We start from the raw sequence: 23,423 nt of genomic DNA, 5'->3' as shown, positions 1-23,423 counted from the left end.
GTCTATTAACTTATGGGTGTAAATATATCAGAATGTGCGGCCACAAAATCTGCCAAAGGTGTAGCATAGTGCCATGCTATCACTATATAGCCGGCATCTTCAAGCACTTCACGCTTGTTCCTGTCATCTTCCTGTACTTCCGGCAAATCGTGAGGCGTACCATCACAGAAGATGACAATTCTGTCACCATACATGAAATCCGGCTGCACGTAATACTGCTCCGGGAACATAGGCTGTGCCTTGTCCGGCAGGCGGAGTTTATGCTCATAAAGGTATTTCAGAAACTCGTACTCCGTACTACTATTGTGGTCACGGGCTGCTTCAAGAGCTTCGTATTGTTTATCGTAACTTTGGTACTGACCGGCAGAACGTACCTCTATATCAGCGTTCATCATGATGCAAAGCGTATTGTAAATTTTACGCACATCGATAAGTTGATGATACGGCTGGTTGTAATAGTTGAGTAGATTTGTATAGTCTGCCGGTATTAGTTTCTCACGCTCTTCATCAGAAAGCAGTGATGATTTTTTATAGCAAATTTCATAGGCCCGTTTTACAACGGCGTGATAAGAGGCAGGTTCAGCAACGAGGCGACTTAAAACGCCTAAAGAACCTTCCGCATTTTCATAGATGAGTACGTTGGGGATTTTCTCTTCGCCCATCACATCTGCACCTATCTCGCTGCCCTCAATTTGGAACACATCTTCTATGGCCTGCTTAAAGGCATAGAGAAATGTACGCACGGCTCCCTTGTCTCCAAGCGCAAGAGCTTCAAGCGGCTGAATATAGATGGCATTGGCCGTTGTTTCCGTAAACAACTTGACATACTTGATGTGACTGGGTTCTTCCGGATGTTCTTGCTGCTTTTGTGCATAAATTGTCATACGCTCTGAACTAATCCAGTCACCTGTTTTTGTGTCGAATGCAAATCCGTTTGCATTATTGTCATTCTTGGATTCAAGGATGTAAGTCAGGCGGCATGAAGGTATATATCGTATATTGGCAAGATGGGTACCATTGCCAGTCTTCAGTTCGCACATACTCATTGCATGCGTGTCATCAGATGAAAAGTAGGTCTTTAGTTGATAGAACTTTCGGCTACGTTCTTCTTCCTGACAAGTGATTTTTTCTGTTTCCTGTGCCACCATATCCTGTGATTGGATGCAGTAACCGGGGATCATTCTTGAAATACCATCGAGACTTTCACCTGTGATAATATCGGTATGGTGGGCTGCATTTTCCTGATTTTTATAGATTACTCCTGTCTTGGGATTATAGAAGAATTTATTTGGAGTCGGGTCACCTGTGAGCATCATACGTGAGATACGGAATTTCCCTCCATTATTGTAGATGATATTCTGCGGACCGAACTCAGTTAATGCTAATGATTTGGCACGACTCAAATACTCAACCTTGTCACTATTCTTATATTGTAAAAGAGCACGTTGAGGAAGTTTCGTGAAGTTATAACCGGGTAAAAAGCCCTCACTTGCAAAGTAACGGTATGGATAAAACTCATTTTCCTCTGCATTTTTACCTTGATTTTGACCAAGCAACATATCACGAAGTTCTATACCACGTTTTTCTTTTAGCAGGGCCTCCTTTTTCTCGTTGGAATTTTCTCCGTACACATTGTTCCGGAGAATAGTCTGCGCTTCTTCAATTTGTTGTTGCGCCAATTTATATAAGCTACGCCAGCGATTCAATGCCTTATCGAAATCAGCCAGATAGTTGTTGAGTATGTTATCCATCCAACTATTCGTAAACCAATATGGCAATTCATTAGAAATTCTGTTTGACAGATATTGGTCTGCAATCACCTGCTTAAAAATCTGTTTAATCTCAGTTTTTCGCTCATCGGAAAGTTGAAGATGGTGTACGACTTCCTGCTTTAAGGTAATTGCATTAGCATTACTATAATCAACAAGGTCTGCAATGCCATTAGACAACTGAAGAATAGGGCATATTGAAAGTATCGTAGAATGAAAATGTGTAGAGAACAACTCTTCGTTGACCAATTCCATACGCGGAGCCTTTACCTCACCACTTACCATTTTCTCTGGATGACGAAGATAGTAATTCTCGTGGGAGTTACGGGGACGGCAGTATGTGTAGATCAAAGCCGCCTGACCGCTACGTCCAGCACGTCCGGCACGCTGTGTATAGTTTGCCGGCGTAGGAGGCACATTGCGCATACCGACAATAGACAGATCTTTGATGTCGATACCTAACTCCATTGTAGGAGAGCAATAAAGTACTGGAAATTCACCGTTACGGAACTGTCGTTCACGTTCTTCACGCTCTGATTTAGATACCTGTCCGGTATGGTCTTTGGCTTCCAATTTCACGTTCGCCATAGGGATCTGTTTGTAAAACTCTTGAAAATACTTATTCGGAGTATATACAATTTCATCGCCTATTGTCCTAATTTTGATGAGGTCGGCTCGAATATTCTTTTCATCGCCTTTCTCCCACAAAATGCAGGAATAGTACAACTGATAAGCACCGTCATTTTCTTGAATATAATTACCTAGTGCGGCAAATAATGACTGCATATAAGCGACATATTCTTCGGCAGAGTTGATTGTCACAGCACTTCCGTTTGCATTTAGAAAATCACGAACAAAATAAGCAAGTTTAGAGCGATAACCGGCAACCTCCTTACCGTATGACTTTCGCTTGTTTTGTGGCTTTACAAAACACAAAGCGTGAGCGGACGCAATTTTATCATTGTCATCCAACGTCCATGGACTTTTAAGATTCTCTCGAACCTGTTTTTCTGTATCCCTTGCTGCTTCTTCCGTTCTTTCATCAGAATAGATACACAGTTTATGACGCATATAGTCCAATATCTGAACGATGAAACGTTCTTTGCTCTCATCGGACAAACCCTCTAATTGAGGTATGTCATACAAACGTTCGCTGCCATTTTCACCCGTTATCTCATCATGAAGAAATTCGTAGTTAATTTTCAGTAAAGCACAATCTTCCAAATTGGGCATATTAACTTGCCAGTTTCCAGCCAAATCATCAAAAATGATAGTGCCCAAATATCTCTCCATGACACTTTCCACTTTCTTTGCACGACCACCACTCCAGTTTGGATAACGGAAGTAGTCTTCGTGAGAAAGGTTAAGATGTTTGAATACAAGTCGAGCGATTTTATCACTACCAACAGGATCTTCAGAGTTTTTTACTGCATTCCATATTGCAGAACGGATTTTTCCAATGCGTATAAAGTCGTTAAAGTGTCCGGCTTGAAGCGCAGCATCTTGACGAGCATCCACAAAGGTCATAACTTTCCTGTCAGCTGAATCGACTCCGGCATTATTCATTTTAATAATATTCTCATAAGAAAGCACTGTAGTGGCCGTACTTCTACCTTCACTGCCAATTTTTGAAAGTTTTGACCATTCTTTACTGGAACCCGAGAAAATGGCCTTGGCCGTCGGATCATACTTCAGTGGACTTGGTATGTAGACACCCTCGATTGAATTTTCAAGCATATCTTCAGTTTCAGACAATTGCCCAAATACATTGAAATATATTTTCTTAGGGAATCGATTTGAGTATGTTTTCTTGAATTTACGATTTCCTTGTCTATCTAACTTATACCAATCTTCTGGTATGTCATCCGAATTGGGGTCAAGCAGGAGGTCGTCTATACATTCATTGTCGTGAGGCACAATAATATATCCATTATCAACGGATTGTTCCTGCTCTTCTTCGTCAGAATCATTTCGTTCATCGAAATTGCGAGGTGAAAGTGTCCCGTTACTAATTTTAACCGAATATAGTTCATGTCCGCTAAGACGGCTGAACATGATGGGATAATACATTACCTTGCTACTTTCATTTGACAACTCTTCACAATATAATTTTTCCTCTACAGTGATATATCTATCCCTTGGATTTCCTAAAGTAGCATAAACATTACCGGTTTGGGGAATAAACTGGTGAATTTTATAAGGCAAAAGATTGGTACCATGATTGACGTTTACTTCATTACACCAATTCAGAACACCTATGATATGGGAAAAACACTTTTCTTGCGATATAGTCCCGTCTATATCGTGGAATAATTTTTCTGCAATATTTTCAATAGAACATGGCGTTCCTCTGAAATATTTCCGTTCTTCAACGTCATAACGCAATGCTACGTTCTGCTCAATCCAGTTTGTCGTGGGAAAATCCTGAATCAAAGTGGCGTTCAGTTCAGATGGTATAGGCGCATTGATTGCCGCAACCAAATCAGATTTAGTGTAATGTGGATTTGTTAAGCCGGCCTTTAAGGTTTCGTCTACTACTTGACTTGAATCATATGTGCTACCAAAAATGCAAGAAGCCACATCTGCAACCTTTTGGCGTTGTTCTTTGTAAGAAAGTTTGTCATCTGCCACCATAGTCGCAGATGTACCAAAACACAGTACCTCACCTTTTGCTTGTGCTTTAATGCGACGAATCAAAAATGACACATCACTTCCTTGCATACCACGATAAGTGTGCAGTTCATCAAATACGAGATAATGCAAATTTTCAAGGAAACAATCTCTAAGATGTTTCTCGTCGCCTGCACGAGTCATCAATAACTCCAGCATCATATAGTTAGTCAATATGATGTTAGGAGGCGTTTGTTGCATCCGTTCACGAGCCTGCGAGTCTTCTTGTCCTGTATATTTTCCGAAAGTAAAGGGACATTTTTTTCCTGTTGTTTCTTCATATTGTTGCTGATAACGACCTAATTCTTCTGCCTGTGAGTTAATCAAAGCATTCATCGGGTACACAATGATGGCTATTGTCTTCTCAATGCAATCTTCTTGATGTTGTAAGACATAGTTAAAGATGGTAGCCATAAAAGTACGCGATTTGCCGGAACCCGTACCGGAGGTGACAATAAACTCTTTGTTTTGACATCCCAATTCGATTGCTTCTTGCTGATGTTTATAAAAAGGAGTCTTAAAAAATTGTTCCAAATCACTATGAATAGGAAGCCCCCTTTCTATCAATTGAGAAACGCCAATACCTTGGGCAAAGTTTGGATTGAATTGAATTAAAGCCTTAGGCCATAATTTCTCATCCTGAATCGCTTCACAGACCTTTTGCTTTATCCGTTCATCTTTTATAGAGACAAAACTTCCGATGTAGTTTTTATAACTACTCTTTAATTGGTTATATATGCTAATTATATTCATTCTGACTAATATTTAATTTATTGTATGTCATCTATTTACCTTATACCAGCAATGAACGGATACTTTTATAGGTTCATCGAGGGTGATAATAGTTTTGCGTAAGCTGTCTGTGCAGTATATGAGTTCTATCATATTCTCTTGAAGATAGAAGTTCCCAAAGATACTATCACATTGAACACAGCCGAATGAAGGATATGCTCCGCCAATCGTTTTGCTATATCTTGGTTTTATATCACCCATAATGAATGTTTCTGACGGATGTTCTTGTATATACCTCTTAAATCCCTTGATGATAGAGGGGTTGAATGTGAGGTCTTCATCTATCATTAAATTCTGTCCATCAATCACCACGCCTTTTTGTGAAAAGAGGCGATTGACGAAATATACATCATTTTCTCTATGACACTTCCAACATCTGTTTTTATAGAAGCATAATTCTACTTTGTTGATTTCTGCTTGTTCCGCAAACTTTATCTTGCCATCAATAATGGAATGAAGGAACGAAAATAACTCAATTTGATTAGTGGAGTTATCATCCAACTTTGAATTGAGACATACCATTTCCTTATCTGTTTTGGATATAAGGTTAAAACATGGAAGACTCTGTTCTTGATAAGATGAGTTTCTAGTTGGCAATAGTAACCAACATCCGCAAACACGCTCCTTACGCATAGCTTTGTATGCAACTTCTACATTGCGAGGACATTTACACACGTTGAAAGCCACTTTGTATGTTTTATGTTCTACAACTATATCTGCATTCCAGGTGGCAGACCTTACTTTGGTTATATAGTCTAACCCCATGGCTTTGCAAACGTCAATAATAGCTGATATGATTGTTTCTTTATTTATACTCATAATCTTGTTTGTTCTTCTTTCTCCCTTCTCTCTTTTACCTTATCCATCCCCGGCATCTTTTTGGCTAATACGCTTTCTCCAGCAGGGAAATAGAGTGGAAAGACTTGAATCAAGAAACTTACAATGTCATTACGCTTCTTACCCATATTGAAAAATGTAGAGCAAACGTAGTACATAAGTTCTTGCTGACTGCATGTTTCGTTGGGTTGGATTTTTATGGAAGGAGGTAGTATAAAGTCATGTTGGGCAAACGATAACGTACTGGCAAGAATTGCTTTTTGCTCTTCCTCGGTAAATATCTTTATTTTCCCTGCCAGCCATTCAAGCTCTCCTTGCAGAAGGACTTGTTGTTTTTCATTTTGATGTTCCAAAAGAATGGAAACCTTTTCCTGTTCTTTTGCCGTTAGGGCTTCCTCTAATTTTTGATTCTTACGTTTTACAGTGTTATACTTTTCCATATAAGCTACAGCAATGCAAAAATATCCGACTGCAATATCTAAAGCCAATACTGCATGAAACCTTATTTTAGCTGTCATGTCAGTTTGTATGTCGATATAATCGCAGGTCATAAAAGCTATCAGAATCATAAGGGTTGCGCCCACATACATTGTTCTGTATTTGGCTTTTGAACTTATTGGGGCTATGCCTAGTAATAAGGCTATGGCTAAGAAAGCTATAAGCAAGGTAAAGACTAATATGAATATCGCCATAATCCTATTCTTGTTTATGGTTTGACAATAATGCGCCAATAGCCAGCTTTATCCGAACCTTCATGCGTAAGAATCCCTCTGTCTCGAAGGTTTTTTATCTGTTTCTTGACACCATCTAAAGAGATACCCAATTCATCTGCCATTTTTTCACGAGTTATCATCGGGTTAGATATAACCATATCTATTATACGCTGAGCCGTTCTACCAACAGGTTTGTTAGTATTCCTTTTTACAGGGTACTTTTTGGGGGTACTATTTTCGTTTACAGGGTACTTTTTCACCGAACTTTCTTCGTTTACAGGGTACTTTTCGAGGGTACTATTTACCCTGTTGGCTACTTCTTCCACAGGAATTCTTCCGTTCTCGTCCCAGTTCAGGTTATAGAACGTGGTATAGAAAGAAGTCGCTTCCGTTTGATATTGCGGTTCTTTTCCTTGCAGGAAGTTGGGTAGTTTTTCCGTCAATTCTCGCATTTTGCGTAAGCCGGAACCTCGTTTCTCCATATAGTCCAGCTGTGTGAACACATCCGCAATGACGGGATTGCGGCGCATGGACGGCACTTTGTATATGTCACGGTCTTGAATTTGTGTACCGTCAAGCATGGCACCGGGCGATACCAGTTCCACTCGGTCATCGTAAATGTCAATATGTACTTCGCCACCCATTACCGTATAATCTCTATGGATAAGATGGTTTACCAACCCTTCAAAGATTGCACGGTCGGAATAGTCGGGGAGATTCAGACGATAGTTCGGCATCTTCACCCATCCGCTCATGGTGTAGTTCTTGATGAAGTCCATGCCGTATTTCAATAGCAATACTAGGTTAGCCCGATGTTCTACGGAACTGATGGCATCATCTTTATAAAGTCCGGTCCAACGGGTGCAGAAGATACGCGATTGGAATACGGTGCAATTATCCACGAACAATAATCCGGCATTGGTTAGTTTACCGTCAGGAGTAACCAGACCGAATGATTCCAGATACTTGTCATTCCATTCCTGATGGGTTTGCTCACGGAAAGTATTGGCGAGAATAATAAATGAGTGCTTGCTGGCATCCACTTGTGTAGGAAGAGAATCCCATGTCATGTGTGTACCTTTCAATACCAACGAAAGAAGTTGTTGTGAATTACACTCCACGCTTTCATTGCCAACCCGTACATATGCGGTACGTGTTCCGTCCTGATAATAGTAATAAGGTGTAAGCGTTCCTGCCTTTACTTTCACTTCAAGCAAAGAGTGCCCTTCGTGTTCTATCGGAATAAGTTGAACTTCCGGAACAGGGTCAAGTCTTGCCTTTATCATTTCGCTGATAAAGTCGGCATCGGCTTGTGGATTCTCTAAACCTACAATCACTCCATTATCGTTCACTCCATAGAACAAACTGCCACCATCCGTATTGGCAAAAGCCGATACAGATTTAAGCCATGACTTCACCTTCTTACGTTCCAGCATTTCCTTGAAATCGTAAGCCGAGCATTCCGCTATCAATGTATTGTTTTGAATTTGCATCGTTTCCTTATAATTGTTAGGGTACAACTCCCCAATATTATGTACAAAGATAAGGATAAAAGTGGAGATTCTGTTAAAATTGACACAGACTTTTGATTTTTATGCGTTTACATCTCTTTATTTATGAATAAAAATCGTACTTTTGCAGTCAAGAGCGGTGGTTGCTTCTGGATGCTTATTTTCGGATTTGCGATATAATTGCAACACGTGTACGCAAGTTGCTCATACTGAGATAATGTTGATTTTGAGGAAGTGAAATAAATACTGTAGATAAACGGTTATATATAGGAAAGAGCTGAAAGACATTGACTTTCAGCTCTTTTTATTTCATATCGGCTATTATTCAGTTTTTCTATAATTATGTATCGAATTCCATTTACAAAAACAAGGAAACAATAGAATAGATGCCAGCCGCTAAAAGTCCGCTGACCGGAATCGTGAGAATCCAGGCGATCATCAGGCTCTTGGTAACTCCCCAACGAACAGCGGAGAGGCGTTTGGTTGCACCTACTCCGATGATTGCTCCCGTGATGGTATGCGTAGTACTCACAGGGATTTTCAGCATTTCGGTGATGTAGAGAGTAAAAGCCCCTGCTGTTTCGGCAATCACTCCTTCCAGTGGAGTGACTTTGGTGATTCTTGTACCCATTGTTTTCACTATTTTCCAGCCGCCGGACATTGTTCCGAGTGAGATGGCAGTAAAACAGGAGAAGGCAACCCAGTCGGGAAGGTCATTGATACTGTTTATGCCCATGCCCAACCCCATCGAATGGGCGGCTATCATGGCGGCGGCAATGATACCCATTACTTTTTGAGAGTCGTTCAGACCATGCCCTACACTGAAAAGGGCAGAGGATACAAGTTGTAACCTTTTGAACCATTGCTCGGCTGTATGAGGATGTGCGCGTCGGCAGATATAAAGGACAAATAATGTGAATCCGAATGCTATAACCATACCGATAAAGGGAGCTAGAAAGATGAAGGCTGCAATTTTCAAGATGATATTAAGCTGGATAGCTTCAAATCCGTTTGCCATGATGGCAGCTCCGGCAAATCCACCGATAAGGGTATGCGAAGAGGAAGAGGGGATACCTTTCCACCATGTAATTAAGTTCCAGGTGATCGCAGCGATAACTCCTGCCAATATAATCGGTAAAGTGATATACTGCTCTACTACAGTCTTTGATACTGTATTTGCAATACCGAAACCACCTATTATATATTTGGCGATAAAAAATGCGACGAAGTTGAAGAAAGCAGCCCATAATACAGCCTGGAAAGGGGTTAGAACTCTGGTGGATACGATAGTAGCAATTGAATTTGCCGCATCGTGAAAGCCGTTGATATAGTCGAATATCAGAGCCAGAATAATAATAGTCACTAATAATTCCATGTGTTCCGGCTTGTTTTTATGCGTATTTTACAATCAGGCTCTTTAAAATCTTGCCTACATGCTCGGCAGCGTCGGTGGTCTTTTCAAGTTCATGCATGATTTCTTTAATTTTGATTAGTTCGATACAATCTTTTTCTTCTTCGAAGAGCTTGGTGATAAAGAACTCATAGACATCATCCGCTTGATTTTCAATCTCATGCAGTTTGGAACAATATTCCCGGAGTAGAGTTGGTTTTTTGCGGAAAGTTTCAAGTTCATCCATAGCTTTACAGATATATATGGCTTCTTCCTGAATCAGCCGGCTCAATTCTTTGCCGCTGTCGGAAATAGGACGAGGGTTGTAAATAGAGATTCGTTTGGCACAACTGTTTATTCCGTCGATAACATCATCCATACAGGAAGCCAGGTCGTGGATATCTTCACGGTCGAAAGGAGTGATGAACGTAGTTCCTAATTCGTCAAAAATCAGATGTGTAAGCCTGTCTCCTTCCCGTTCGAGATCTTTTATCTTTTTGTAATAGTCCGCGCGTTCTGCCGGTTGGTCATGTTGCAGACTTTCTACTAAAACAGCAGATGAGGTAGAAAGTACTTCTGACAATTGTTTCAGTAATGGGAAAAACTTCGGTTCCTTTGGAGTGAACCGGCTAAAAAAAGAATTTTTCATAAGTGTAAAAACTTTAAATTGTTTTTTCTACTCTATATCTATTAGTAACAAATGAATACAGATTATAGTTTGGTCTGATTAAGATTTCAGTTTGGCGCGTAGTACCTCAATTATGGCAGGTAGTATGGATATAAAGATAATAGCCACAATCAGCAGTTTCAAATTTTCCTGCACAAACGGAAGATCGCCGAATAAATACCCTGCATAGCAAAATATAGATACCCAAATAGCACCGCCGACCAGATTATATACCATAAAATAGTAATAATTCATCTTTCCCATTCCTGCTACGAAAGGGGCAAATGTACGTACTATGGGGATAAAGCGTGCCAGGATAATGGTTTTGCCACCGTATTTTTTGTAAAACTCATGTGTTTTCTCCAGATGGCTCTGCTTGAATATCTTGGATTTTGGATTATTGAACAGCTTTCGACCGAAGAAATGCCCGATCATATAATTGCATGAATCGCCTAATACGGCAGCAGCAAATAATATGATGACAAGTATATGTATGTTGATTGGCATATCCGGTAACGCAGAGATAGCTCCTGCAACGAAGAGTAAAGAGTCACCCGGCAGAAAAGGAGTGACCACTAATCCCGTTTCACAGAAGATTATAATGAATAAGATAGCATAAGCCCATGCATGATAATCACGCACAATCATGACCATATACTGGTCGATATGGAGTATAAAATCCAGTAAAAAGTCCATTTTATATACTTTGGTTGTTATTAAAAGAAAAAATGAAAACAAAAAGTGAGACATAGAAAAGATGAATCTCTATGTCGGAAAAGTATATAAAATCGCTAAATGAGTATGTGCCCTAATGTATAGATGTGATATCTATCAGAATATTTGATAAAATTAGTGTAATATGAGAAACCTGTCCATTGGTTCTTGGGAAGTTGAATCTTTAAAGAACTTAATATCCGGATAGTGCCGGAAGGGATATTGAACCTGAGTAACTTGGAAAGAGAGAAATGCCGGAAAGAGAATGGATTTAAGACACCGTCACTGTCATTATAGTCTTGTTTTCCTGTATTTTCTTTTGCTTTGATGAGCTTTTTCTCTTTTCCGAGTTGTTTTATACTAGTCTTGGCTTTGGAATAATATGAATTGGTGCAAGTTCGTATGCCGGTGCTACCGGTTTCTAACCGATATGCTTCCTGTTCTTCGTTGGAAATCAGATGGAATCCCCAACTAAGAAACATACCTAATAATATACAGAATATGTACTTCATCATAACGGTCGCAAATGTAGAAACTATTTTTATATGAAATACATATTCACAAGCATAATTAACAATTATATCTGCGGCTCTTGGAAGTTATTCTTTGCTACTATGTTAATTTCTGTTGTTTACAGTGAATGCAGTAGTCATGATGCACTGTTCGCAGTTTTCCACACTTAGGGCAGGTATATTTATGATTTTGCCATATTAAGAAGTTTTCTTCTCCCTTTTCTTTTATGAAAGTAAGATTCATAATCATACTCATGTTATATTTAGTTCGGTATCTGGCATCTAGTGTTTTTAATCGTTTGCAAGGGAAAGTACTACATTCAAAACAATAATACTTTTTCTTATCGCATGAAAGAATGATACAGTTTTGGCAACTTTTCCGAACTTCTCCTGACTGGCTTCTACAACCGGGGCAAGGCTTTTTCGCATTTTGAAAAGCGTGACATAATGCGCAGTCCATTCCACAAGGTGCAATAGAACTGATTCTGGTTGTCCTCTTGAATATCATCGGCGTATAAATTATCCCGTTAGTACATTGTTTCTCATTGGTTTTCTCGAATCCCAAGCTTTGATAAAAACGGATGGCGTACGTGGATGAGTTTACAGACATTTCATCTACCGGACAATCACTGATAGCGAAACAGAATAATTGCTTGCCAATACCTTTGCATTGATACTCTTTTCGGATAAAGAATAAAGAAAGATGTTTTCCTTCATGCTTTGTTCCCATGATACCGACTAGGTTTTTATCTTCAAAAGCCCCGTAGATAACCAGTTCATTCATTAGTTGCTCGCTAAAGATAAAACTTTTAAAAGATTTCACTCCTTCTTCATTAAAGTCCTCTGCTCCACATTGTATGTAGACATTCAGGGCTAATGATGCTGCCTGTTCGTATTCAGTCTTGCTTAATTTACGTATCATGGCGATAATTCTTATCATTAATTTGCCGGGAATTTACAATTAATTCCCGGATATTGTATGGGAGTCTGATTTTTTTTGTAAAAACCATAGGGTATTTCTCGTCTGAACGCTCTTATATATAGAAACGCAAATTATTTACCTTTAAAAAAGAACCGATATGAGGAATTTAGAAAAGTACTTGGTTGGATGGCTGGCAGTATGTTTGATGCTTTGCAACTCTCCTGTATGGGCGCAGGGAGATGCCGGAGATTATCTTACCATCGTTGGTCAAGTGAAGGATAAGCAAAATAAAAAAGCTCTGGAGAATGTGAATGTATCCGTATATGGAAGTAATATCGGTACAGTGACGAATGCAGAAGGAGAATTTGCTTTGAAGATCAAAAAGACGGAAGCGCCGCGCGAACTGGAAATTTCTCATATCGGCTATGCCAATAGTCATATCTCTATAGAGAAAGAAGCTCCTGCTAAATTGACGGTATGGATGACACCCCATGCCAACCTGTTGAATGAAGTCGTAGTGTATGCCAGTGATCCTCGCCTGATTGTGGAGAAAGCTATCAGTAAGATTCCGCAGAATTACAGTGATAAACGTGATATGCTTACAGGATTCTACCGGGAAACTGTGCAGAAAGGACGGCGCTATATCGGTATATCGGAAGCTGTGCTTGATGTTTCAAAGACTGCATATACCAATAGGAATATCAATTATGATAAAGTACGCGTAATGAAAGGACGTCGTCTGCTTAGCCAGAAGGCAAGTGATACGCTGGCTGTAAAAGTAGTAGGAGGCCCTAACCTGAGTGTAACGCTGGATGTGGTGAAAAACAATGAAGCATTGCTCGATTTTGAGGAATTGAACAACTATGAGTTTTGGATGGCGGAATCCGTTCTTATAGATAATCGTATGCAGTACGTCATTAATTTCCGTCCGAAAGTGATTCTAATGTATGCTTTATTGTATGGCAAGCTGTATATCGACCGTGAACGACTGTCATTCACCCGTGTCGAAATGAGCCTGGATATGCAGAATAAGTCGAAGGCAACCACAGCCATTCTTTATAAGAAACCTCTCGGATTAAGATTTAAGCCGCAGGAACTCTCTTATCTGATTACCTATAAAAATGTAGACGGAAGAACTTACCTGAACTATATCCGTAACACGATCCGTTTTAAATGCGATTGGAAACGAAAACTCTTTTCCACAAGTTATGCGATAACTTCGGAAATGGTGGTGACCGATAGAAAAGAAGGTTCATCGGAGACTATACCGAACAAGGAAGCTTTCAGCCTGAACCAAATATTCTACGATAAAGTGGATGAATACTGGAGCGAAGGCTTTTGGGGGAATTATAATATAATCGAACCTACGGAATCTTTGGAACACGCAGTAGATAAATTGAAAAAGCAAGCTGACTAGAATGAAATAGGGATAGTTTTCTTATATTTGAGGTCAATCATAAAGAGAAGCAAGTATGCTGAATGAACTGCTCATATTAAAAAAGATAAAGGAAGGTGACATAAAAGCGTTTGAAGACCTCTTCCGCTCTTATTATTTCCCTCTTTGTTGCTATGCGGCAGGTATCACCGGGCAAATGGCAGTGGCGGAAGAAATAGTCGAAGAACTCTTTTACGTGCTTTGGAAGGAAAAGGAACACTTGCAGATTTTCCAGTCCGTCAAAAGCTATCTGTACAGGGCGACGCGTAATCAGGCCCTTCAGTATTGTGAACATGAGGAAGTGCGAAGCCGCTATCGCGAAGCGGTATTAGCTGCTTCCAGTCCGGAGCAGTCAACAGATCCTCATCAGCAAATGGAATATGAGGAATTACAGAAAATCATAAATAATATCCTTGAAAAATTGCCTGCCCGCAGGCGGCAGATTTTTGAAATGCATCGTATGGAAGGACGGAAGTATATGGATATAGCCGCGCAGCTTTCCCTCTCGGTCAAAACAGTGGAAGCCGAAATGACCAAAGCCCTTCGGACGTTGAGAAAAGAAGTTGAAAATTATATTCACATGGAGTGATGAAAACAGATATTTATAAAATAAAGACAGATAAAGCCTGGAACCGGTTGTACGACCGGTTGGACAAAGACCATTTACTTGCGAAAGTTGATGAAGGTCATCATATGCGTAAACTTTCGCCGTGGATGCGTCATGGAGCAGTTGCCGCAGTATTGATTGGCATTGTTTGTGGGGCGTTATATTGGGTGTCGGGTTTCAAAGAACCTGTACCGGATCTGCTCACGCAGGAAAATCAAAGTGCCTTTATATTGGCAACCACCCTTGAAGACGGTTCCGTTGTGCTTTTGGGCGGAGAAACTTCGTTATTGTATCCGGAACATTTTGTTGCGGATAAACGGGAAGTAAGTCTGGAAGGAAATGCTTTCTTTGATATAGCGAAGAAGCAGGGGCAACCTTTTTGGATAAATACTGAACAAGCCAAAATCGAAGTTTTGGGAACGGCTTTCAGTGTGCAAAGTGATGGGAATGCTCCCTTCCGTTTGTCCGTGCAGAGAGGCACAGTGAGAGTCTCTCTTAAAAAAGGGAATCGGGAATGTTATGTGAAAGCCGGTGAAACGGTAACTGTACAATCACAGAAACTGATAGTACAACGTACTGATGAAGAAGCCGAAGACTGGAGTCGCTTCTTTAAGCATATACGTTTTAAGGACGAACCTTTGTCCAATATTCTGAAAGTAATGAATTTGAGTACGGACAGTTTGCAGATTCAGGTTGATTCACCGGCATTGGCAGAGCGCAAATTGACTGTTGAATTCTCAGATGAATCTCCGGAAATGGTTGCCAACCTGATAGCCGGTGCACTCAATTTAAAATGTATCCGGCAGGGAAATATTTATAATCTGTCGGAATAACGCTCTTTAAAATTCAAAAAAATGAAACCGGCTTATTACTATCTCCCCATTCTGTTTATGCTCTTTTTCGGATTTGATACGATGAGAGCAGATGGAGGAGATGTGTTGCAGCAAATAGTCCGGTTGCCTAAAACGAAAGCAACGGTATATTCACTGTTGGGGGATGTTTCCCGACAATCAGGATATATGTTTATTTATGATAGCAGAGTCGTAGACAATGACGCAATAGTGAGAGTAAAAGAAGGAAAGCGTACTATCCGCCAGGCTGTCTACGATATAATAGGAGATACTGACCTTGAATTTAAGGTTATCGGTACTCATATTCTGATAACTTCCCCTTCCATCAGAAATCTCCGAATATCACAAGATTCTCTTCCGCTTCAACAAACCGTGAATTTAATCATTGCCGGCACTTTACTGGACAAGGAAACGGGAGTACCCATACCTTCCGCTACTGTCGGAGTCCGCGGAACATCCGTAGGTAGTATCACCAATCAGGACGGAGAATTCAAACTGTCCTTGCCGGATTCTTTAAGGCAAGCACCGGTTGCTTTTTCACATATAGGTTATATTTCACAGGATATAGAACTCTCTGCGCTACTAGGTCGGCACAATGTACTTAGCCTCGAACCGAAAGTAGTCCCTTTGCAGGAAGTCGTCATCCGTAGAAGTGATCCCAGGAAGCTGCTGCGGGAAATGATAGAACGCAGGGAACGAAATTATTCGCATTCCCCCGTATATCTGACAACTTTCTACCGTGAAGGCGTCCAGCTGAAGAATAAATTCCAGAATCTGTCTGAAGGCGTCTTTAAGGTCTATAAGACATTCTCTTCCTCTTTGCTACCTGATCAGGTGAAGTTATTGAAGATGAGCCGGCTTAGTAATGTAGAAGTGAAGGACAGCCTGCTTGTGAAGGTAAAATCCGGAATCCAGGCTTGCCTGCAAATGGATTTGATTAAAGATATGCCCGCATTTATGATTCCCGATATAGAGAATAACGTATATGTCTATACTTCGGAAGGAATGACATTTCTGGATAACCGCTTTGTGAATATTGTGCATTTTGAGCAAAGGAAAGGCATCACCGAACCTCTATTCTGTGGCGAACTGTATCTTGATTCTGAAACGTGCGCTTTATTGCAAGCCCGTCTGGAAGTTCATCCTAAATATGTAAAAGATGCCGCAGGTATGTTCGTAGAAAGGCGTACGCGCAATATCCGGATGAATCCTCAAAAAGTAGTATATACTATTTCTTATAAACCGTGGCAGGGAACTTATTATATCCATCATATCCGCGGAGACCTTTATTTTAAGGTGAAACATAGGGGGATGCTGTTTGGTAGCCGTGACCTGCATATTTGGTTCGAGATGATTACCTGTAAAGTGGATACGGAACAAGTGACAGCCTTCCCCCGTATTGACAGGCTGTCCACCCGTACTATCTTCTCCGATACGAACTTCAAGTATGACGAGAATTTCTGGAAAGAGTTCAACGTCATTCCTTTGGAAGCTGAAATCAGCAAGCTGATAGAAAAAGTCTCTTTAAAGATAGAAGAAATAGGTGATTGATTTGTTTTGCCATTCAATGAGATTGCTGTAACTTTGCGTCCGGTTTAAAAGATTGTATGTTATGGAATTGCCCAAAGACCCGATGATGCTGTTCAGCGTCGTCAATATGAAATTGAGAGACTGTTATTCTTCGCTTGATGAACTTTGTGAAGATATGGACGTGAATAAGAACGAACTGGTGAATCAGTTGAAAGCCGTAGGTTTTGAATATAGCGCGGAACATAATAAGTTCTGGTAAACGCTTTTTTGTACGTAGCTTATAAATAAACAATTTAAAGCGCTTCCGTGGTCTTTGATGAGGCTATGGGAGCGCTTTCTCCATTCATATATACTCTCTCTTTTCTCCTTTTCACGTTAATAAAAGCAAAAAGCGGAATCCCCTATTTAACTTCCCCACCTTTCTGCGTTCTAATAATCAAAGCTCAGAAAAAGAACAGATGATAAATGAGAATAAAATCCGGGAAGCTTGTACCTCGAATCGCGAACGGGGATTCAAGATGTTGATGGACGCTTTTCAGGAACCGATATATAATTATATCCGTAGACTGGTCGTATCTCATGAAGATGCGGAAGACGTACTTCAGGAAGTATTTATTCGCGTGTTCCGACATTTGGAGCAGTTTCGCAGTGAAAGTTCTTTGAGTACCTGGATTTACCGGATTGCGACCAATGAAAGCCTGCGTCTGCTGAATGGGAGAAAAGAAGAAGGCACCATCGCTTCGGAAGAGATTCAGGAAGAACTGATGAGCAAATTGCAGGCTTCTGATTATATTGATTATGAAAACGGACTGGCAGTGAAGTTTCAGGAAGCCATTTTGAGTCTGCCGGAGAAGCAGCGGCTTGTGTTCAACTTACGCTATTACGATGAACTCGAATACGAAGAGATAGCACGGATACTGGACAGTAAAGTGGATACACTGAAAGTGAACTACCATTATGCAAAAGATAAGATAAAGGAATATATATTAAATAGATAGGACGATGAAAAAGGATTTTGATTTCGACGATATTGGTAAACGGACACCTTACCGCACTCCTGACGGATTTTTCGAGGATGTGCAACGAAAGGTGATGGAACGTGCCGGAGTCAAACAGCAGCGTAAATCTCATATGAAGCTGATTGTTTCTACGGTAATTGCTTTAGCGGCCATGTTGACAGGACTTTTATTTGTTCCGTCTTTGCATCAGACAGATGAGACCAAATCACCTTCGAATGTACTGGCTGCCGACAGGAGCAATGGTACAGATGCGGACAAATGGATTAAGGAATTATCGGATGAGGAGTTGGAAGAGCTCGTCAGCTTCTCTGAAAACGATATATTTTTGAATTAAGTAACTCAATCAATTATTAAAAACGTGAAGATTATGAAGATGAAGTTTATTTATGTAATTTTGGCTGCCCTTTTGATGGGAAGCCAGATGACCCTTTCTGCCCAAAATAAGGACAATAAAGAGAGAAAACAACGTCCTACGCAGGAACAGATGATGCAGATGCAAACCAGTCAGATGGTGAAAACACTGATGCTGGATGATGCAACAGCCGCCAAGTTTACTCCGGTTTACGAGAAATATCTGAAAGAACTGCGTGAATGTCGTATGATGAACCGTAAACCAAGAACTGAAAAGGCGCAGGGTACAGAAATGGAAGCAAAGAAGGAAGGTCAAAGACCGTCCATGACTGATGCGGAAATTGTAACGATGCTGAAAAATCAGTTTGCTCAAAGCCGTAAGATGCTGGATGTCCGTGAAAAGTATTACAATGAATTCAGCAAGATACTGTCCCAGAAGCAGATAATGAAGATTTATCAGCAGGAGAAAAGCAATGCGAATAAATTCAAAAAAGAATTTGACCGTAGAAAAGGACAGAAACCCGGACAAGGACACCATCATCAGGGACAGAAACCTCGTGCTCCGCGTCAAGGCTAAAAACAGAGATTAGGTTTATTTTATTAGAGTTTTATTTTACTAAATCAACACAATTTGAACATAGGCAGTCATAAGTATTCTTTTCAGTACCGTTTGATTAGTTGTTATGTCTTCTTACTGATTAGTTTGGCTGTTTATGCGCAGTCCGGTGGAGAGCGTTTTGCCGGACGTGTTGTTGACTCAGAAACTTATGAGCCGGTACCGTTTGCTACGGTCCGGCTTTTGGCTCTACCGGATAGTGCAATGTTGGCGGGCGGGGCAACCGATGCACAGGGAAAATTCCAGTTAGCCGCCACTGCTCCTAAGAATAAGTCTTTGCTACTTCATGTCTCTTTTATCGGATACACTCCGGTTTATCGCGCTGTTTCACCTGTGGCAAATGGCAATAAGAATGCTTTAGGTGATATTTCTTTAAGCTCAGAAACAATCGCTTTGGATGAAACAGTTGTGGTAGGTCAGGCTCCTATGGCTGTGACCGAAGGAGATACAACCGTTTTTAATGCGTCTGCATATCGCACTCCCGAAGGTTCGATGCTGGAAGATTTAGTGAAACAACTTCCCGGTGGCGAGATTGATGCAGATGGAAAACTGCTGATTCACGGAAAAGAAGTGAAGAAGATACTGGTAGATGGGAAAGAGTTCTTTTCCGATGACCCGAAAGCGGCGCTCAAGAATCTTCCTGTAGAAATGATAGAGAAGCTGAAAGCATACGAACGTCAATCTGACTTGGCACGCCTTACCGGTATTGACGATGGGGAAGAAGAAATGATTCTCGACCTGTCGGTAAAGAAAAATATGAAATTAGGTTGGATGGAGAACTTTATGGGCGGATATGGTAGTAAAGCCCGTTATGAACTAGCCAATACCCTGAACCGCTTTCGGGACAACTCCCAACTGACAATTATCGGAAACCTGAACAATACGAATAATCAAGGCTTTTCCGAGATGCAGAGAGAATCCGCCAGTTCCAGCGGCAATCTGCGCACGCAAAAAGGGCTGACCACTTCCCGTTCCTTGGGTGTGAATGCTACTTATGACTGGCAGCGGGTCAAGTTCCGTTCGAATATCCAGTATGTAGGAACAGATCGTCTGGAAGACAGCTATACAACGGTCGATAATTTTCTTCGTCAAGACAAGTCCATCACTCAGAGCACCGGGCGCAACCGGCTGAGAAATGATAATCTGATAGCGAACGCATCTCTGGAATGGAAAATGGACTCTGTAACTACATTGATTTTCCGTCCCCAATACCGTACGGCAGTCAACGACAGAAGGAATGAAAGTTTTCAGCAAGGGTGGGGGAATGATGTCTTGCTCAATGAAAAAGAATCATCAGGAACGAATCATAACTCTTCCTATAATATGACGATGATGCTGCAACTTAGCCGGAAACTCAGCCGGATGGGAAGAAACGTAGCATTGAAAGTAGATTATGGCACGAATGCTTCTTCAATAGACAGACAGAATCTTTCTACTACACACTATTTTAAGAATAATACGGAAAAAGTCCAAAACCAAAGGATAGAAGACGACGTAGACGGTTACAACTATCGTTTACAGTTAGTCTATGTAGAACCATTACCCTGGTTGCACTTTCTTCAGTTCCGTTATAGCTATCAATATCGGGTGAACAACTCCGATCATTTTGTCTACAACTGGGATAAGGAACTGGAAGAATTTACTCCCGGCTATGATGAAGAAGCAAGCAATCAATTTGAAAATCAGTATAGCAACCACCTGTTTAACCTTGCTGTCCGCACTTCCCGGAAGAAATACAATTATAATATCGGTGCCGACTTCGAACCTCAGAAATCCGTGAGTCATTCCGTTCTGAAAAATGACCCGGAGAACCAGTTGAAAAGGACAGTCTTTAATTTTTCACCTACTGTCAACTTCCGCTATAAGTTCTCCAAACGTACTCGTTTGCAGATTGTATATCGGGGAAAGAGCCGCCAACCCAATATACGCGACCTTCAGCCCGTGACCGACCGTACCAACCCATTGAATATCCGTGTGGGGAATCCTTCTCTGAAGCCTTCTTATATCAATACGTTTACATTGAATTTCAATTCCTATAATACGAAACATCAACGGAATATAGTTGCTACCGCACTGGTAGAAAACACCATTAACAGTGTGACCAATCAAGTGACTTATGACAGCGAAACAGGAGTGCGGACCACTACTCCGCTCAATCTGAACGGTAACTGGCGGGCTTTGGGTTCTTTTTCTCTCAATACTCCTTTCAAAAACCGTAGCTGGATATTCCGCACGTATTCATACCTGCAATACAGAAATCAGAACGGATATAGCACAATAAACAAGGAAGACCCTGTAAAGAGTACTGTAAAGCATCTCACGGCGCGTCAACGCCTGCAATTAACATACCGCACGAAACAAATCGAAATCAGTGCCCGTGCAGAATTGCTTTACAACAATTCCCATAATAATGTGAAAGAGACACGTACCGAAACGTACGACTACCGTTTCGGCACGGAAATGCAATATTACTTCCCGTGGAGGATAGAGCTATTCAGCGACCTTACTTATTTCCAACGTTCCGGCTATGGATACAGTGGCTATGCCCGCGAGAACTTTATGTGGAACTGCCAGTTGTCAAAAGCCTTCCTGAAACGGAAACAATTACTGCTCCGTTTCAAAATATATGATATCCTTCATCAGGACGTTTCGATGATACGTACGATTACTGCCACCGCCATTCGTGATACCGACTACAACGCGCTGGGTTCCTATTTCATGGTGCACGCTATTCTTCGTCTGAATATGATGGGACGATAATTTAAATTCCTGTTTGTTTGAAAACCACAACAGGGTTTTGATTGTTGTTGTCCTACGTGAAAACAATGAAAGCCTTGCCGAATGTTTGATTTTGTCAATAAATTGAAGGATAAGGGCCGTTGGCGAATCTTTAAGTTGAAGTTGATTGATGCGCGGCTTTACTTTGTCAGTATCTTTGTGGGACTGCTGACAGGGCTTATTGCCGTGCCCTACCATTATCTATTACAGTTTTTCTTTAATCTTCGTCACGATTTCTTTGATGCCCATTTGGAGTGGTATTGGTATATTCCCCTTTTTCTGTTGATGTGGGGGATTCTTATATTCGTCTCTTGGATGGTAAAGAAAATGCCTCTCATTACGGGCGGCGGGATTCCGCAGACGCGTGGAGTCATTAACGGACGGGTTGATTATAAACATCCTTTTCGGGAATTGATTGCCAAGTTCGTGGGGGGAATACTCGCATTAAGTACAGGATTATCTTTGGGGCGTGAAGGTCCTTCCGTACAGATAGGCTCGTATGTGGGATACTTGGTATCTAAATGGGGACGGGTACTTAGTGGTGAGCGGAAACAATTATTGGCTGCCGGTGCGGGTGCGGGATTGGCGGCTGCTTTTGCTGCGCCGTTGGCTTCGTCGCTGTTGGTTATCGAATCCATCGAACGGTTCGACGCGCCTAAAACGGCTATTACCACGCTTTTGGCAGGAGTAGTCGCCGGTGGGGTAGCTAGTTGGATTTTTCCCATGAATCCTTATTTTCATATAGATGCCATTGTACCGGGAATGACTTTTTGGGGACAGGTGAAACTGTTTCTTCTATTGGCTGCTGTGGTTTCTATTTTTGGGAAGTTTTTTTCTATCACCACCCTTCAGGTCAAACGTATCTATCCTGCCATTAAACATCCGGAATATGTGAAGATGCTCTATTTGCTTTTTATAGCCTTCCTTATTTCTATGGCAGAATTCAACCTGACCGGTGGGGGGGAACAATTCTTGCTTTCGCAGGCAATGCATCCGGATACACATATTCTCTGGATTGTCGGTATGATGCTATTACACTTGGTTTTTAGCATATTCTCTTTTTCTTCGGGCTTGCCGGGCGGTAATTTTATTCCTACATTGGTGACAGGAGGGCTTCTCGGACAAATCATAGCATTGATTATGGTGCAACAGGGACTTATCGCTCACGAGAATATCAGTTATATCATGTTGATTTGTATGTCCGCCTTTCTGGTGGCGGTAGTCCGTACCCCATTGACAGCTATCGTACTGATAACCGAGATAACAGGACATTTGGAAGTTTTCTATCCTTCTATAGTAGTTGGGGGATTAACTTATTATTTCACGGAAATGCTTCAAATAAAACCTCTCAATGTGACTTTATACGAGGACATGATTCATTCGCCCGCATTCAAAGAAGAAGCACGCTACACATTGTCGGTTGAAGTCATGAGCGGTTCTTATCTGGACGGGAAGATTGTAGACGAACTTCGTCTGCCGGAGCGATGCATAATCATCAATGTCCACCGTGACCGGAAAGACTGGATTCCTAAAGGACAGAAACTAATGCCCGGCGACCAGGTACAAATAGAAATGGATTCGCAAGATATAGAAAAATTGTATGAACCTTTAGTCAGTATGGCGAATATTTATTAAGTATCTATCTGATATCACTTATCTTCCTTTCGGGAGTGGCAGTGAAGGAGACTTGTAAATATTTGTGGGAAGGGAATCTGGATATGCATGGGAAATAAGTAGGA

The 23,423-nt window shown here is 41.1% G+C and carries 19 protein-coding genes; 10 read left to right on the top strand and 9 right to left on the bottom strand.

The annotated features are described in order from the left end of the window. Positions 1 to 5 precede the first annotated feature (5 nt). The 9 genes from AB5443_RS03180 to AB5443_RS03140 all read right to left on the bottom strand — a co-directional run bounded on the left by AB5443_RS03180 (position 6) and on the right by AB5443_RS03140 (position 12,497). Positions 6 to 5,192 (bottom strand): DEAD/DEAH box helicase, encoded by a 5,187-nt coding sequence (locus AB5443_RS03180; RefSeq protein ID WP_283139986.1) that lies wholly within the window; start codon positions 5,190 to 5,192, stop codon positions 6 to 8. A 27-nt stretch (positions 5,193 to 5,219) separates the two neighbouring features. After that, positions 5,220 to 6,050 (bottom strand): hypothetical protein, encoded by an 831-nt coding sequence (locus AB5443_RS03175; RefSeq protein ID WP_277134811.1) that lies wholly within the window; start codon positions 6,048 to 6,050, stop codon positions 5,220 to 5,222. Continuing rightward, positions 6,047 to 6,760 carry a hypothetical protein gene (locus tag AB5443_RS03170; RefSeq protein ID WP_277134812.1) on the bottom strand — a complete coding sequence of 238 codons (714 nt, stop codon included), beginning with the start codon at positions 6,758 to 6,760 and terminating at the stop codon, positions 6,047 to 6,049. Before AB5443_RS03170 ends, AB5443_RS03175 begins: the two co-directional genes overlap by 4 nt. A gap of 14 nt (positions 6,761 to 6,774) precedes the next feature. Next, the gene (locus AB5443_RS03165) at positions 6,775 to 8,274 is read right to left on the bottom strand and encodes an RNA-binding domain-containing protein (RefSeq protein WP_007845336.1); all 1,500 of its coding nucleotides are present in this window, start codon (positions 8,272 to 8,274) and stop codon (positions 6,775 to 6,777) included. A 376-nt stretch (positions 8,275 to 8,650) separates the two neighbouring features. Continuing rightward, a complete protein-coding gene (locus AB5443_RS03160) occupies positions 8,651 to 9,667 on the bottom strand; it encodes an inorganic phosphate transporter (protein ID WP_022136864.1) in 1,017 nt (338 codons plus the stop codon). 16 nt (positions 9,668 to 9,683) lie between these two features. Then, complete coding sequence (locus AB5443_RS03155; RefSeq protein ID WP_022136863.1) at positions 9,684 to 10,331, bottom strand: DUF47 domain-containing protein; 648 nt, start codon at positions 10,329 to 10,331, stop codon at positions 9,684 to 9,686. Between the two features lie 78 nt (positions 10,332 to 10,409). Further along, the gene (locus tag AB5443_RS03150; RefSeq protein ID WP_022136862.1) at positions 10,410 to 11,045 is read right to left on the bottom strand and encodes a DedA family protein; all 636 of its coding nucleotides are present in this window, start codon (positions 11,043 to 11,045) and stop codon (positions 10,410 to 10,412) included. Positions 11,046 to 11,140: 95 nt separating this feature from the next. Beyond that, the gene (locus AB5443_RS03145; RefSeq protein ID WP_022136861.1) at positions 11,141 to 11,578 is read right to left on the bottom strand and encodes a hypothetical protein; all 438 of its coding nucleotides are present in this window, start codon (positions 11,576 to 11,578) and stop codon (positions 11,141 to 11,143) included. Positions 11,579 to 11,675: 97 nt separating this feature from the next. Further along, on the bottom strand, positions 11,676 to 12,497 hold the full coding sequence (locus tag AB5443_RS03140) for a GNAT family N-acetyltransferase (protein WP_022136860.1): 822 nt from the start codon (positions 12,495 to 12,497) through the stop codon (positions 11,676 to 11,678). A 157-nt stretch (positions 12,498 to 12,654) separates the two neighbouring features. Between AB5443_RS03140 and AB5443_RS03135 the strand changes: the two genes are divergently transcribed. The 10 genes from AB5443_RS03135 (at position 12,655) to AB5443_RS03090 (ending at position 23,319) form a co-directional block, all read left to right on the top strand. Beyond that, positions 12,655 to 13,914, top strand: a complete 1,260-nt coding sequence (locus AB5443_RS03135; protein ID WP_307995832.1) for a carboxypeptidase-like regulatory domain-containing protein — start codon at positions 12,655 to 12,657, stop codon at positions 13,912 to 13,914. A 55-nt stretch (positions 13,915 to 13,969) separates the two neighbouring features. After that, a complete protein-coding gene (locus AB5443_RS03130) occupies positions 13,970 to 14,521 on the top strand; it encodes an RNA polymerase sigma-70 factor (protein ID WP_022136858.1) in 552 nt (183 codons plus the stop codon). Then, on the top strand, positions 14,521 to 15,372 hold the full coding sequence (locus AB5443_RS03125; protein ID WP_052662093.1) for a FecR family protein: 852 nt from the start codon (positions 14,521 to 14,523) through the stop codon (positions 15,370 to 15,372). The genes AB5443_RS03130 and AB5443_RS03125 overlap by 1 nt, the downstream gene beginning before the upstream one ends. A gap of 21 nt (positions 15,373 to 15,393) precedes the next feature. Further along, positions 15,394 to 16,941 carry a carboxypeptidase-like regulatory domain-containing protein gene (locus AB5443_RS03120; protein WP_368113237.1) on the top strand — a complete coding sequence of 516 codons (1,548 nt, stop codon included), beginning with the start codon at positions 15,394 to 15,396 and terminating at the stop codon, positions 16,939 to 16,941. Positions 16,942 to 17,002: 61 nt separating this feature from the next. Then, positions 17,003 to 17,179, top strand: a complete 177-nt coding sequence (locus AB5443_RS03115) for a DUF4250 domain-containing protein (RefSeq protein ID WP_368113236.1) — start codon at positions 17,003 to 17,005, stop codon at positions 17,177 to 17,179. Positions 17,180 to 17,378: 199 nt separating this feature from the next. Beyond that, positions 17,379 to 17,918, top strand: a complete 540-nt coding sequence (locus AB5443_RS03110; RefSeq protein WP_073348052.1) for an RNA polymerase sigma factor — start codon at positions 17,379 to 17,381, stop codon at positions 17,916 to 17,918. Between the two features lie 4 nt (positions 17,919 to 17,922). Further along, positions 17,923 to 18,273, top strand: coding sequence for a hypothetical protein (locus tag AB5443_RS03105; protein WP_022136853.1), 351 nt, complete (start codon positions 17,923 to 17,925; stop codon positions 18,271 to 18,273). A gap of 33 nt (positions 18,274 to 18,306) precedes the next feature. Then, complete coding sequence (locus tag AB5443_RS03100; protein WP_368113235.1) at positions 18,307 to 18,867, top strand: hypothetical protein; 561 nt, start codon at positions 18,307 to 18,309, stop codon at positions 18,865 to 18,867. Positions 18,868 to 18,921: 54 nt separating this feature from the next. After that, a complete protein-coding gene (locus AB5443_RS03095; protein ID WP_368113234.1) occupies positions 18,922 to 21,666 on the top strand; it encodes a TonB-dependent receptor in 2,745 nt (914 codons plus the stop codon). An 81-nt stretch (positions 21,667 to 21,747) separates the two neighbouring features. Continuing rightward, positions 21,748 to 23,319, top strand: a complete 1,572-nt coding sequence (locus tag AB5443_RS03090; RefSeq protein WP_195661865.1) for a ClC family H(+)/Cl(-) exchange transporter — start codon at positions 21,748 to 21,750, stop codon at positions 23,317 to 23,319. Positions 23,320 to 23,423: the final 104 nt, after the last annotated feature.

Origin of the sequence: Bacteroides sp. RTP21281st1_H5_RTP21281_210402 (genome assembly GCF_040918965.1) — a bacterium.
GTDB lineage: Bacteria > Bacteroidota > Bacteroidia > Bacteroidales > Bacteroidaceae > Bacteroides > Bacteroides congonensis.
The sequence above is the reverse complement of the archived record's forward strand: the minus strand, read 5'-3'. Positions and strand labels throughout refer to the sequence as shown.

What these genes read in the sequence shown, in the direction of transcription:
- AB5443_RS03180 (WP_283139986.1), bottom strand. Translation starts at nt 5,192, where the DNA reads ATGAATATAATTAGCATATATAACCAATTAAAGAGTAGTTATAAAAAC.
- AB5443_RS03175 (WP_277134811.1), bottom strand. Translation starts at nt 6,050, where the DNA reads ATGAGTATAAATAAAGAAACAATCATATCAGCTATTATTGACGTTTGC.
- AB5443_RS03170 (WP_277134812.1), bottom strand. Translation starts at nt 6,760, where the DNA reads ATGGCGATATTCATATTAGTCTTTACCTTGCTTATAGCTTTCTTAGCC.
- AB5443_RS03165 (WP_007845336.1), bottom strand. Translation starts at nt 8,274, where the DNA reads ATGCAAATTCAAAACAATACATTGATAGCGGAATGCTCGGCTTACGAT.
- AB5443_RS03160 (WP_022136864.1), bottom strand. Translation starts at nt 9,667, where the DNA reads ATGGAATTATTAGTGACTATTATTATTCTGGCTCTGATATTCGACTAT.
- AB5443_RS03155 (WP_022136863.1), bottom strand. Translation starts at nt 10,331, where the DNA reads ATGAAAAATTCTTTTTTTAGCCGGTTCACTCCAAAGGAACCGAAGTTT.
- AB5443_RS03150 (WP_022136862.1), bottom strand. Translation starts at nt 11,045, where the DNA reads ATGGACTTTTTACTGGATTTTATACTCCATATCGACCAGTATATGGTC.
- AB5443_RS03145 (WP_022136861.1), bottom strand. Translation starts at nt 11,578, where the DNA reads ATGATGAAGTACATATTCTGTATATTATTAGGTATGTTTCTTAGTTGG.
- AB5443_RS03140 (WP_022136860.1), bottom strand. Translation starts at nt 12,497, where the DNA reads ATGATACGTAAATTAAGCAAGACTGAATACGAACAGGCAGCATCATTA.
- AB5443_RS03135 (WP_307995832.1), top strand. Translation starts at nt 12,655, where the DNA reads ATGAGGAATTTAGAAAAGTACTTGGTTGGATGGCTGGCAGTATGTTTG.
- AB5443_RS03130 (WP_022136858.1), top strand. Translation starts at nt 13,970, where the DNA reads ATGCTGAATGAACTGCTCATATTAAAAAAGATAAAGGAAGGTGACATA.
- AB5443_RS03125 (WP_052662093.1), top strand. Translation starts at nt 14,521, where the DNA reads ATGAAAACAGATATTTATAAAATAAAGACAGATAAAGCCTGGAACCGG.
- AB5443_RS03120 (WP_368113237.1), top strand. Translation starts at nt 15,394, where the DNA reads ATGAAACCGGCTTATTACTATCTCCCCATTCTGTTTATGCTCTTTTTC.
- AB5443_RS03115 (WP_368113236.1), top strand. Translation starts at nt 17,003, where the DNA reads ATGGAATTGCCCAAAGACCCGATGATGCTGTTCAGCGTCGTCAATATG.
- AB5443_RS03110 (WP_073348052.1), top strand. Translation starts at nt 17,379, where the DNA reads ATGATAAATGAGAATAAAATCCGGGAAGCTTGTACCTCGAATCGCGAA.
- AB5443_RS03105 (WP_022136853.1), top strand. Translation starts at nt 17,923, where the DNA reads ATGAAAAAGGATTTTGATTTCGACGATATTGGTAAACGGACACCTTAC.
- AB5443_RS03100 (WP_368113235.1), top strand. Translation starts at nt 18,307, where the DNA reads ATGAAGATGAAGTTTATTTATGTAATTTTGGCTGCCCTTTTGATGGGA.
- AB5443_RS03090 (WP_195661865.1), top strand. Translation starts at nt 21,748, where the DNA reads ATGTTTGATTTTGTCAATAAATTGAAGGATAAGGGCCGTTGGCGAATC.